We start from the raw sequence: 11,539 nt of genomic DNA on the forward strand, positions 1-11,539 counted from the left end.
AATCAGGGAGTTTGCACGTGAGCCAGCCTGGCCGTCCCGTTGTTCTGATCGCCGACAAGCTCGCGCCGTCCACAGTCGAGGCGCTCGGTGACGGTGTGGAGGTGCGTTGGGTCGACGGACCCGACCGCCCGGCGCTGCTCGCCGCGGTACCCGAGGCCGACGCGATTCTCGTCCGTTCCGCCACCACCGTCGACGCCGAGGTTCTGGCCGCAGGCACCAAGCTGAAGATCATCGGCCGCGCCGGTGTCGGCCTGGACAACGTCGAGATCCCCGCAGCCACCGAGCGCGGCGTGATGGTCGTCAATGCACCGACCTCCAACATCCACTCGGCAGCCGAGCACGCAGTTGCTCTGCTCATGTCGACCGCTCGCCAGATTCCCGCAGCAGACAAGACCCTGCGTGAGAACACCTGGAAGCGAAGCAAGTTCAACGGCGTCGAGATCCTCGGCAAGACCGTCGGCGTTGTCGGACTCGGCCGCATCGGCCAGCTGTTCGCGCAGCGTCTCGCCGCGTTCGAAACCACCATCATCGCGTACGACCCCTACTTGCCCGCAGCTCGCGCCGCGCAGCTCGGCATCGAACTGGTCACCATCGACGAGCTCGTCGAGCGCGCCGACTTCATCTCCGTGCACCTGCCCAAGACCAAGGAAACGGCCGGCCTGATCAACGCCGAGCGTCTCGCCAAGGCCAAGGACGGCGTCATCATCGTCAACGCCGCCCGCGGTGGTCTGATCGACGAAGACGCGCTCTACGACGCACTGGTCTCCGGCAAGGTCCGCGGCGCCGGTCTCGACGTGTTCAGCACCGAGCCGTGCACCGATTCCAAGCTCTTCGAGCTCGACAACGTCGTCGTCACCCCGCACCTCGGAGCATCGACGTCCGAGGCTCAGGACCGGGCAGGCATCGACGTGGCGAAGAGTGTTCTCCTCGCTCTGGCGGGCGAATTCGTTCCCGAGGCTGTCAACGTCTCCGGCGGCCCCGTCGGAGAAGAAGTTGCTCCGTGGCTCGAGCTGGTCCGCAAGCTCGGTCTCCTCGCTGCGACGTTGTCGCCCGAAGCCGTGCAGACCGTGCAGGTTGTCGCCACCGGCGAGCTGTCTGCCGAAACCGTCGACATCCTCGGCCTGGCTGCACTGCGCGGCGTGTTCTCCGCCAGCAGCGACGAGGCCGTCACATTCGTGAACGCTCCGGCACTGGCCGAGCAGCGCGGCGTGACCGTATCGGTCGAGAAGCACTCCGAGGCTCTTGCTCACCGCAGCGCGGTCGAGGTTCGCGCAGTTGCCGCGGACGGCACGGTCACGTCGGTCACGGGCGCACTCACCGGTCTGCAGCAGGTCGAGAAGATCGTCAACATCAACGGACGCAGCTTCGACCTGCGCGCCGAGGGTCACAACATCGTCGTTCACTACAGCGATCGCCCGGGCGTTCTCGGTGTCCTCGGCACCGTTCTCGGTAACGCGGGCGTGGACATCCTCGCCGCAGCACTGAGCCAGGATGCCGAAGGCGAAGGCGCAACGGTCATCTTGCGCGTCGATCGCGTCGTCGGAGACGCCGAGGTCGAGGCAATCGTCTCGCAGCTCGACGCTCGCGTCGCCCAGGTCGACCTTTCCTGATTGTTTTTGCTGTGCGCCTTTATTAACCGCCCGCGGTTGATAAAGGCGCACAGTTCTACTGAGATGAGGACTCCATGAAGCTTGCGGTCATTCCGGGCGACGGAATCGGTGTCGAGGTCACAGCCGAAGCACTCAAGGTGCTCGGCAAGTTGGTTCCGGATCTGGAAACCACCGAATACGATCTCGGTGCCCGTCGCTACAACGCCACCGGCGAGTTGCTCCCGGCGGACGAGCTGGACCAGATCCGTCAGCACGACGCAATCCTGTTGGGCGCCATCGGTGACCCGCGGATCGTCGCACCCGGCATCCTCGAGCGTGGTCTGCTGCTGAACATGCGTTTCCAGCTCGATCATCACGTGAATCTTCGCCCCGCACAGCTGTACCCGGGTGCGCTGTCGCCGTTGGCGGCCCAGCCGGAGATCGACTTCGTCGTGGTTCGTGAAGGCACCGAGGGCCCGTACACCGGAAACGGTGGCGCCATTCGCGTCGGCACTGATCACGAGATCGCGACCGAGGTGTCGATCAACACCTGGTTCGGCGCCGAGCGTGTTGTTCGTTATGCATTCGCGTTGGCGCAGACACGGTCCAAGCACCTCACACTGATCCACAAGACCAACGTGCTCTCCAATGCGGGAGCAATCTGGACGCGTGCGATCGAGACCGTCGGGGCCGAGTACCCGGACGTCGAGACCGCGTACTGCCACATCGACGCTGCCACCATCTACATGGTGACCGACCCGTCGCGGTTCGACGTCATAGTGACGGACAACCTCTTCGGTGACATCATCACCGACCTGGCCGGTGCGGTGACCGGTGGAATCGGTTTGGCCGCAAGTGGAAACATCGACGCGTCTGGTACCAACCCGTCGATGTTCGAGCCCGTGCACGGCAGTGCTCCGGACATCGCCGGCAAGGGAATCGCAGATCCCACCGCCGCGATCCTCTCGGCCGCACTACTTCTTCGCCATCTCGGACGCGAGGACGACGCCGCTCGCGTCGAGGCTGTGGTCGCTGCCGACCTGGCTACCCGCGGTGAAGGCCCCATCTCCACGACGGAGATCGGCGACCGGATCACTGCAGCGCTGTAAGGATTTCTTTCACGAGACTGACGCGCGTAAGCCTTTCGGCTTGCGCGCGTCAGTCGTTTCCGGCACCCCGATAGACTGGCCAGTATGCGTCTTGGTCGAATTGCCAGTCCCGATGGTGTTGCGTTCGTCAGTATCGAAGGTGAAGAGGATGCCCTCGTCGCCAAGGAAATTGCGGAGCACCCGTTCGGGAACCCCACCTTTACCGGCCGAAGTTGGCCGCTCGCCGATGTTCGTCTGCTGGCTCCGATTCTCGCCAGCAAGGTGATCTGTATCGGCAAGAATTATGCAGATCACATCGCGGAGATGGGCGGAGAAGCTCCCGCGGATCCCGTGATCTTCCTCAAGCCCAATACGTCCATCGTCGGCCCGGGCGCCCCGATCGTCTTGCCTCCGACGTCCAACGAGGTGCATTTCGAGGGTGAACTCGCGGTGGTCATCGGTCAGCCTTGCAAAGACGTACCCGCGGCGAAGGCGTTGAGCGTGGTCCTGGGCTACACGATCGCCAACGACGTATCGGCGCGAGATCATCAGCGTCACGACGGGCAATGGACGCGCGCGAAGGGCCACGACACCTTCTGCCCGCTCGGTCCGTGGATCGAAACCAGCCTCGATGCGTCCGACGTCGACATCAAGACCGAGGTGAACGGTCAGGTCAAGCAGGACAGCAGCACCGCCTTCCTGCTTCACGACATTCCGAAGATCATCGAGTGGATCTCGGCGGTGATGACCCTCCTGCCCGGCGACGTCATCCTCACCGGAACCCCCGCCGGAGTCGGCCCGATCGTCGAAGGAGATTCCGTGTCGGTCACGGTCTCGGGGATCGGCACGCTCACGAACCCGGTGACCGCCAAGAATTGATCTGACCCGGTTCGTTCCGTCATGTGACTACGGAGGCCCCATCCCCACCGGATGGGGCCTCCGTCGTGGTGTGAGTCGAGAGGTGTCTGTCAAAAAAAAGTTGCAAGATGGTAACTAACGCCGGATGGTCGATTGGGATTACCTTCCGGTTCGAGGTAATCAGGCCCTGGGACTGACCTGCGGGTTTCATGAGCCAGGCGAAGCTTCACCCATGATCCTCCTGGCGTTATGTCTGATTTGGTGAGGTTGGGAGGGTTCGCCCCGCGGTTTGCTGCCGCGGCTCGTAACAGACCAAATTCCCTAAAATGTAACGCGGAGCAGTAGGGTGGCCGATAACTGGATAGAAGCCGATGGGGCAATCGAGTGGATTGCGCAGAAACGTGGTGATACATGACGACCTTCGCGGAAGGCTCCCGGACAGCGGCAGGGCAAGCGCAGAACGGTCAGCGGCCGGTGTGGCGAGACAAGAAGCGCTACCTGTGGCCACTGGGTTTGCTGGTGCCCCTCAGTCCGTTCGCTGCGTGGTTCCTGGTCGACAAATTCAGTCTCGGGCTCTTCTGGGCCATCGGGGCCTGGCTCATCGTGATCGTCATTCCCCTGATCGATCTACTGGCGGGCGAGGACGGTAACAGCCCACCGGACGAAGCGATCCCTGAATTGCAAGAGGATCGTTTCTACCGCTGGTGCACGTATCTGTTCCTGCCCCTCCAATACGTCGGTCTCGTGTTCGTCGCCTGGTGCTGGGTGAACGCGCCGATGGCGGCGGGGGAGAAGTTCGCGCTCGCGATGACTGCCGGCGTGGTTGCCGGTGTGGGGATCAACGCGGCGCATGAATTGGGGCACAAGAGCGAGAAGCTCGAGAAGTGGCTCGCGAAAGTAGCTCTGGCGCAGTCCTTCTACGGCCATTTCTACGTCGAGCACAACCATGGTCACCACGTCCGTGTCGCGACGCCGGAGGATCCGGCCAGTTCGCGATACAAGGAAAACTTCTGGTTCTTCTTGCCGCGCAGTGTCATCGGCGGCCTGCGCTCGGGATGGCGGATCGAAAGCGCTCGCCTGCAGCGTCAAGGCAGACGGACGTGGAGCTATCGGAACAACATCCTGAACGCGTGGGCGATGAGTGTTGTCCTGTTCGGCAGCCTGATCGCGGTGTTCGGGTGGGAAATCGCACCGTGGCTGGCCGTTCAGGCGATTGCCGGATTCACGTTCCTCGAGACCGCCAACTATCTCGAGCACTACGGCTTGCTACGTGCGAAGCGGCCTGACGGCTCGTACGTTCGCTGCTCGCCCGAGGACAGCTGGAACAGCGACCACGTCGTCAGCAATCTGTTCCTCTATCAACTTCAGCGTCACAGTGACCATCACGCGAATCCGCGTCTGCGGTACCAGAGCCTGCGCAGTGCGGCCGAAGCGCCGCAACTTCCAGCGGGTTACGCGGTCATGATCGTGTGCGCGTGGGTGCCGCCGCTGTGGCGAAAGGTCATGGACAAGCGACTACTCGCCTACTACGACGGTGACATGACACGTATCAACGTCTTGCCGGGTAAGTGATCGGCGGGGTGGAGGAAGCGCTGCGGGACTAACCTGTAGTACGACCATCCATCATCGCCGAGCCAAGTGAGCCATGACCAACAGCGAAGTACGCGTCCGTTTCTGTCCGTCACCCACCGGAACCCCGCACGTAGGTTTGGTGCGCACCGCCTTGTTCAACTGGGCATTCGCACGACACCACGGCGGCACGTTCGTGTTCCGTATCGAAGACACCGATGCGCAGCGCGACAGTGAAGAGTCCTACCAGGCCATCCTCGACGCCCTCCGCTGGTTGGGGCTCAATTGGGACGAGGGCCCGGAGGTCGGTGGGCCGCACGCACCGTATCGCCAGTCCGAGCGTCGCGACCTGCATCTCGACGTCGTTGCCAAGTTGCTGGCCGCGGGCGAGGCCTACGAGTCCTACTCGACCAATGAAGAGGTCGAAGCGCGACACAAGGCGGCCGGACGCGACCCGAAGCTCGGATACGACAACTTCGATCGCGACCTCAGCGACGAGCAGCGCGCTGCCTACGTCGCCGAGGGTCGCAAGCCGGTCGTCCGCCTCCGGATGCCCGACCACGACCTGACGTGGAACGACCTGGTTCGCGGCGAGACCACGTTCAAGGCAGGCACCGTTCCGGACTTCGCGTTGACTCGCGGGAACGGTATTCCGCTGTACACGCTGGTCAACCCCGTCGACGACGCGTTGATGAAGATCACTCACGTACTGCGAGGTGAGGACCTGCTGTCCTCGACCCCGCGTCAGCTCGCGTTGTACGAGGCTTTGATCCGCATCGGTGTCGCCGATTTCACACCGTCGTTCGGGCACCTGCCTTTCGTGATGGGTCAGGGCAACAAGAAGCTTTCCAAGCGCGATCCCGAGTCCAACCTCTTCATTCACCGCGATCGGGGCTTCATTCCCGAGGGACTGCTGAACTACTTGGCTCTGCTCGGGTGGAGCATTGCCGACGATCACGATGTCTTCTCACTCGAAGAGATGGTTGCGGCCTTCGACGTTTCGAAGGTCAACTCCAACCCTGCCCGCTTCGACCAGAAAAAGGCCGACGCGATCAATGCCGAGCACATTCGCTTGCTCCAGCCGGCCGACTTCGCGGCCCGCCTGAAGTCGTTCCTGGTGGAGCACGGCCACATCAGCGCCGACGTCGATGAAGCCACGTTCACTGTTGCGGCGGACCTCGTGCAGACTCGCATCGTCGTCCTGTCCGACGCGTGGGATCTGCTGAAGTTCCTGTTCGTCGACGAGGCGTCGTTTGCTCTCGATCCGGCCGCGGCGGCAAAGAACCTGAAGGAAGACGCTGGTCCGGTTCTGGACGCGTCTCTTGCGGCACTCGAGGCAACCTCGGAGTGGACTGCGGCCAGTATCGAGGAAGCACTCAAGAAGGCCCTCATCGAGGATCTGGAGCTCAAACCGCGTAAGGCCTTCGCTCCGGTTCGGGTCGCGATCACCGGCTCTCACATCAGCCCTCCGCTGTACGAGTCGATGGAATTGCTCGGTCGTGAGGTCTCGATTGCTCGGTTGCGCGCCGGTAGGGCAGCGGTAACCGCCTAGATCGGACGGTCTTCCGGCCGAAAATGAAGCAAAAACCTCCCGTGACCATACGATTTGGTATTTGGGGCAGGGGTACTGGTAATCTTCTTTTCGGCCGGAGACGAGCCGCCGAGCACAACAGCGAAGCGGATCGGGCAAGGCTGGTGAGCAAGACCTTGGGGTATGGTGTAATTGGCAACACAGCGGTTTCTGGTACCGCCATTCTAGGTTCGAGTCCTGGTACCCCAGCGGAAATCCGGTCGATTTTGTGGCCGGACTCAGACAAGCTAAGCTTGCTGAGCATCCAAGAGCAAGACTGAATACCACGTTTAAAAGCGTGTCCTGGCCCCGTCGTCTAGCGGCCTAGGACGCCGCCCTCTCAAGGCGGTAGCGCGGGTTCGAATCCCGTCGGGGCTACAAAGGAAAGACCCTCCGATCATTGATCGGAGGGTCTTGTCGTATGTGCCGGAAATGTCTCCGGCGATGCGAAAAACGATCACCCCCAGTCGAATTCGACTGGGGGTGATCGTCATCTCACTCTGTTGTCCGCGATCGGCTATCCGCTCTTACGGCGGAACTCTCGCTTGTGATCGGCCGGGCCATGCGTGTTGTGGACCTTGGACTGTCCGTCGCGATGGTCGGTCGATTTGGCGTTCTGATGATTCTTCCGTTCGAGGGCTTCACGGAACTTTCGTTTGGTTTCCTCCGATTGGGATTCGGGTTCCGACGGGGTGTTGCTGTCGAGATCGCTCATATGCTCACTCCTTGTTGTTGGGCCTGTTGGTGAAACTACGCCGGCCCGAATTCGAAAGCTCGTGAATTTCGCTTCACGAATCTCGGGGTCTACGGCGATGGTGCAGTAGAACCGGAAAGAGGCATCGCCGGCATCCCGAGCTTGCGGTGATCCCACGAACGAGTTCGATCGGGAACGAACCGTACCGCGACGCGCTTGTGGAGCATCGCGTCGACGGCCGGGCGGAGATCCTCTGTGTACGGGCCCGTGTATCGCTCCCAGACACTGATTCCCACGGCAAAGAGAGCTTCCGGATCCTCGACGATCACTCCGGTGCCCTCCATCGAGACTCCTCGCAGCGTGTCGTACGTCAGACCGTCTTCGATCAGGACGGACATACGGGTGTCCCGGCGAAGATTGACCGCCTTCTGCGACTTGGCTTTGGTTTCGAACCAGATTTCGCCGTCGACTATCGCGAACCACATCGCGATCAGGTGAGGCATTCCGTCGGCGCTCAACGTCGCCATCGTTGCCGTACGGCTCTTTTCGACGAAGCTCGAAATTTCGGCCTCGGTCATCGTGATCTGACTACGCTGCTTTCCTGCCATGGTCGCGTCGTACTCCTACGTGCTCGAGGATCTGAAGGCCTTACTGTGTCACGAATTACAGACGCTTGTGGAGCGCTTCGGCAGCTGCGAGAAGGTCCGCCGCCCAGCGGGCTCCCGGTCGTCTACCCATCCGATCGATGGGGCCGGAGACCGAAATCGCGGCAATGACAGCGCCTGCCGAGTCTCGGACAGGAGCCGCGACGCTGGCGACACCCGGCTCACGTTCGGCTGCACTCTGTGCCCAGCCGCGCCGGCGAACCTCGAGGAGCACTCGTTCGCCGAACGACGCATCGGCGAGAACGGTCCGTTGGGTTTGTGGATCTGCCCATGCGAGAAGGACCTTGGCGCCGGAACCGGCATTCATCGGCAGCCTGGCCCCGACGAGAACTGTGTCGCGAAGGCCCGTGGGCGGTTCCATCGACGCAACGCAGATGCGTTGGGTGCCTTCCCGGCGGTACAGCTGGACGCTTTCGCCGGTGATTTCGCGAAGGCGGGGGAGGATGAGTCCGGCCGCAGCAATGAGTGGATCATTAGCGGTGGCAGCGAGTTCGGCGAGTCCGGGCCCTGGGCACCACTGACCATCCGAGTCGCGTGTGAGGAGTCGATGGACTTCGAGACCGACGGCGAGTCTATGGGCGGTCGCGCGCGGCAAACCGGTTCGTGCACAGAGTTCGGTGAGGCTGCACGGTTCCTCAGCTACTGCATGAAGAACGCCCATTGCTTTGTCCAGGACGCCGATGCCGCTATGCTGTCTCATAGGTCGATACCAGTTTCTCGCATAGTGGGATGATAGCGCATTTCCTGGTGGACTAGCGCATTTACAGAAGGGCTAGTGCATTTCCTAGGGGCAGCCTGCATCTGCTGCGAGGGCTGGGGACCTACTTCACGCGCGGCGGGCCAGCCCGTAGTCCGCCGACGCGAGGCTACGTACAGAGGTGGAAGACATGGCACAGAAAGCACGCACTCTCGCCGAGAAGGTGTGGGACGACCACGTTGTCGTGAAAGGGGAGGGGCAGGATCCCGACCTCATCTACATCGATCTCCACCTCGTTCACGAAGTGACGAGCCCGCAGGCATTCGACGGACTTCGCTTGGCCGGACGCCCGTTGCGCCGTCCCGACCTGACGATCGCCACCGAGGACCACAACGTTCCGACGATCGACATCGACAAGCCGATCGCCGATCCCGTGTCCAAGACTCAGGTCGACACCTTGCGCCGAAATTGCGAAGAATTCGGAGTTCGCTTGCACCGCATGGGCGATCTCGATCAGGGCATCGTGCATGTGGTCGGACCGCAGCTCGGCCTGACTCAGCCGGGAACCACCGTGGTGTGCGGCGACAGTCATACGTCGACGCACGGCGCATTCGGTGCGCTCGCAATGGGAATCGGCACCAGCGAGGTCGAGCACGTGATGGCGACGCAGACATTGTCGTTGCGCCCCTTCAAGACCATGGCGATCACGGTCGACGGCGAGCTGCCTCCTGGCGTCACGAGCAAGGACTTGATCCTGGCAGTCATCGCCAAGATCGGCACCGGCGGCGGCCAGGGCTACGTCCTGGAGTACCGCGGCGAGGCCATTCGCAAACTGTCGATGGAAGCTCGTATGACCATCTGCAACATGTCGATCGAGGCCGGAGCCCGTGCTGGCATGATCGCACCGGACGAGACCACTTACGAGTTCATCAAGGGCCGTCCGCATGCACCGTCGGGCGCAGAGTGGGACGAAGCCGTCGCCGCGTGGGAGTTGCTCAAGACCGACGAGGGCGCCGAATTCGACAACGAGGTCCACATCGACGCAAGCGCATTGACGCCCTTTGTCACGTGGGGAACCAATCCGGGACAGGGTGCACCGCTCGGTGACCGAGTGCCCGATCCGGAACTGATCGTCGACGAGAGCGAGCGTCAGGCTGCCGAGAAGGCGCTCACCTACATGGGTCTCGACGCCGGCATGGCGCTTCGGGATGTTGCTGTCGACACCGTCTTCGTTGGTTCGTGCACCAACGGACGCATCGAAGATCTGCGCGCGGTGGCCGAGGTGCTCGAGGGTCGCCATGTGGCAGAGGGCGTTCGGATGCTCATCGTTCCCGGCTCGATGCGGGTGCGTGCTCAAGCCGAAAGTGAAGGTCTCGGTGAAATCTTCACGGCGGCAGGGGCCGAATGGCGCCAGGCCGGTTGCTCGATGTGCTTGGGAATGAACCCTGACCAGCTTGCTCCCGGCGAGCGTTCGGCATCGACGTCCAACCGGAATTTCGAAGGCCGACAGGGTAAAGGCGGTCGGACCCATCTGGTTTCCCCGCTCGTCGCGGCTGCCACTGCGGTCCGCGGAACGCTCTCGGCACCGGCCGATCTGGTCTGACCCACTTACCATCTCGAGGAGAATTTCGATGGAATCCTTTACCACGCACAAGGGTATCGGCGTCCCGCTGCGACGCTCGAATGTCGATACCGATCAGATCATCCCTGCCGTGTACCTGAAACGGGTGACGCGCACGGGATTCGAGGACGGGCTGTTTGCAGGCTGGCGCACCGACCCCAACTTCATTCTCAATCTGGCTCCGTACGACAAGGGAAGTGTCCTCGTAGCCGGTCCCGATTTCGGCACGGGCTCTTCGCGTGAGCATGCCGTGTGGGCTCTCTCCGACTTCGGATTTCGGGTCGTCATCGCTTCCCGGTTCGCCGACATCTTCCGCGGGAACGCCGGAAAAGCCGGTCTCGTAGCGGCACAAGTCGAGCAGAGCGACGTCGAATTGCTCTGGAAGTTGCTCGAAGAGCAGCCCGGACTGGAATTGACAGTAGATCTCGAGAATCGGACCGTGAGCGCCGGAACTACGGTGGTGCCGTTCAATATTGACGACTACACACGGTGGCGTCTGCTGGAGGGTCTCGACGACATCGGACTGACATTGCGGCAGGTAGAGGCGATTTCCGAGTTCGAAAAGTCAAGGCCTTCATGGAAACCGACTACCCTTCCAGCCCGAATTTCGCAGGGCTGAACCGAAATCCGCAACTCCGCGCGGGAAGAGAAATAGGTCACCATTTCGCAGTCACGTTGAATGAGAATTGGCGTGGCACATAGACTCTTGCCGTTATCAGGTTTACCGTGGTTCTCAGTCGGTCCGACGGTGGACCACAATTAGCGGAGGAATTTCAATGAACAAGGCAGAGCTCATCGATGTTCTGACTGAAAAGCTGGGTTCGGACAGGCGCACAGCGACCGACGCAGTGGAGCACGTCGTGGACACCATCGTCCGCGCCGTCCACCGTGGCGAGAGCGTGACCATCACCGGCTTCGGAGTCTTCGAGCAGCGTCGTCGTGCAGCACGTGTTGCACGCAACCCGCGTACGGGCGAGACCGTCAAGGTCAAGCCGACGTCGGTTCCGGCTTTCCGTCCGGGTGCGCAGTTCAAGGCTGTTATCGCTGGTGGACAGAAGCTTCCGGCCACCGGCCCGGCAGTCAAGCGTGGCGTAGCAGCACCGGCCACGAAGGCTGCAGCCAAGAAGGCTGCTGCCAAGAAGACCGCAGCCAAGAAGGCTCCGGCAAAGAAGGCTCCGGCCAAGACCG

The 11,539-nt window shown here is 62.1% G+C and carries 10 protein-coding genes, 2 tRNA genes and 1 pseudogene; 10 read left to right on the top strand and 3 right to left on the bottom strand.

Translation table 11 applies throughout. The features are described 5' to 3' along the window. The first annotated feature begins 17 nt into the window (after window positions 1-17). The 7 genes from serA to FEZ59_RS28055 all read left to right on the top strand — a co-directional run bounded on the left by serA (window position 18) and on the right by FEZ59_RS28055 (window position 7,052). Window positions 18-1,610 carry a phosphoglycerate dehydrogenase gene (gene serA / locus FEZ59_RS28025; RefSeq protein WP_003944758.1) on the top strand — a complete coding sequence of 531 codons (1,593 nt, stop codon included), beginning with the start codon at window positions 18-20 and terminating at the stop codon, window positions 1,608-1,610. A gap of 74 nt (window positions 1,611-1,684) precedes the next feature. Beyond that, window positions 1,685-2,698, top strand: coding sequence for a 3-isopropylmalate dehydrogenase (locus FEZ59_RS28030; RefSeq protein ID WP_020907259.1), 1,014 nt, complete (start codon window positions 1,685-1,687; stop codon window positions 2,696-2,698). Window positions 2,699-2,782: 84 nt separating this feature from the next. Then, window positions 2,783-3,556, top strand: coding sequence for a fumarylacetoacetate hydrolase family protein (locus FEZ59_RS28035; protein WP_134998813.1), 774 nt, complete (start codon window positions 2,783-2,785; stop codon window positions 3,554-3,556). A gap of 390 nt (window positions 3,557-3,946) precedes the next feature. Then, entirely contained in the window at window positions 3,947-5,107 is a 1,161-nt protein-coding gene (locus FEZ59_RS28040; RefSeq protein WP_020969312.1) for an alkane 1-monooxygenase, read from the top strand. 73 nt (window positions 5,108-5,180) lie between these two features. Further along, the gene (gene gltX / locus FEZ59_RS28045; protein WP_172933482.1) at window positions 5,181-6,656 is read left to right on the top strand and encodes a glutamate--tRNA ligase; all 1,476 of its coding nucleotides are present in this window, start codon (window positions 5,181-5,183) and stop codon (window positions 6,654-6,656) included. Between the two features lie 156 nt (window positions 6,657-6,812). After that, window positions 6,813-6,884 (top strand) — tRNA-Gln (locus FEZ59_RS28050). A gap of 95 nt (window positions 6,885-6,979) precedes the next feature. Then, window positions 6,980-7,052 (top strand) — tRNA-Glu (locus FEZ59_RS28055). A 139-nt stretch (window positions 7,053-7,191) separates the two neighbouring features. Here the strand turns inward: FEZ59_RS28055 and FEZ59_RS28060 are convergent. The 3 genes from FEZ59_RS28060 to FEZ59_RS28070 all read right to left on the bottom strand — a co-directional run bounded on the left by FEZ59_RS28060 (window position 7,192) and on the right by FEZ59_RS28070 (window position 8,733). After that, the gene (locus FEZ59_RS28060; protein WP_007729345.1) at window positions 7,192-7,389 is read right to left on the bottom strand and encodes a DUF5302 domain-containing protein; all 198 of its coding nucleotides are present in this window, start codon (window positions 7,387-7,389) and stop codon (window positions 7,192-7,194) included. An 89-nt stretch (window positions 7,390-7,478) separates the two neighbouring features. Beyond that, complete coding sequence (locus FEZ59_RS28065) at window positions 7,479-7,976, bottom strand: PPOX class F420-dependent oxidoreductase (protein WP_021333071.1); 498 nt, start codon at window positions 7,974-7,976, stop codon at window positions 7,479-7,481. Window positions 7,977-8,031: 55 nt separating this feature from the next. Continuing rightward, entirely contained in the window at window positions 8,032-8,733 is a 702-nt protein-coding gene (locus FEZ59_RS28070; protein WP_007729342.1) for an IclR family transcriptional regulator, read from the bottom strand. 178 nt (window positions 8,734-8,911) lie between these two features. Here FEZ59_RS28070 and leuC point away from each other — a divergent pair, with 178 nt between their 5' ends. The 3 genes and pseudogenes from leuC to FEZ59_RS28085 all read left to right on the top strand — a co-directional run. Beyond that, window positions 8,912-10,333, top strand: a complete 1,422-nt coding sequence (leuC, locus tag FEZ59_RS28075) for a 3-isopropylmalate dehydratase large subunit (RefSeq protein WP_019747936.1) — start codon at window positions 8,912-8,914, stop codon at window positions 10,331-10,333. Between the two features lie 28 nt (window positions 10,334-10,361). Beyond that, on the top strand, window positions 10,362-10,970 hold the full coding sequence (leuD, locus tag FEZ59_RS28080) for a 3-isopropylmalate dehydratase small subunit (protein WP_019747937.1): 609 nt from the start codon (window positions 10,362-10,364) through the stop codon (window positions 10,968-10,970). Window positions 10,971-11,166: 196 nt separating this feature from the next. Then, window positions 11,167-11,539, top strand: a pseudogene (locus FEZ59_RS28085) (HU family DNA-binding protein); the annotation flags it as partial.

Origin of the sequence: Rhodococcus sp. MS13, from assembly GCF_013277835.1 — a bacterium.
Lineage (GTDB): Bacteria > Actinomycetota > Actinomycetes > Mycobacteriales > Mycobacteriaceae > Rhodococcus_F > Rhodococcus_F erythropolis.

Bases quoted from the DNA above. Each gene is read 5' to 3' on its own strand.
- FEZ59_RS28030 (WP_020907259.1), top strand. From the start codon at position 1,685: ATGAAGCTTGCGGTCATTCCGGGCGACGGAATCGGTGTCGAGGTCACA.
- FEZ59_RS28035 (WP_134998813.1), top strand. From the start codon at position 2,783: ATGCGTCTTGGTCGAATTGCCAGTCCCGATGGTGTTGCGTTCGTCAGT.
- FEZ59_RS28040 (WP_020969312.1), top strand. From the start codon at position 3,947: ATGACGACCTTCGCGGAAGGCTCCCGGACAGCGGCAGGGCAAGCGCAG.
- gltX (WP_172933482.1), top strand. From the start codon at position 5,181: ATGACCAACAGCGAAGTACGCGTCCGTTTCTGTCCGTCACCCACCGGA.
- FEZ59_RS28060 (WP_007729345.1), bottom strand. From the start codon at position 7,389: ATGAGCGATCTCGACAGCAACACCCCGTCGGAACCCGAATCCCAATCG.
- FEZ59_RS28065 (WP_021333071.1), bottom strand. From the start codon at position 7,976: ATGGCAGGAAAGCAGCGTAGTCAGATCACGATGACCGAGGCCGAAATT.
- FEZ59_RS28070 (WP_007729342.1), bottom strand. From the start codon at position 8,733: ATGAGACAGCATAGCGGCATCGGCGTCCTGGACAAAGCAATGGGCGTT.
- leuD (WP_019747937.1), top strand. From the start codon at position 10,362: ATGGAATCCTTTACCACGCACAAGGGTATCGGCGTCCCGCTGCGACGC.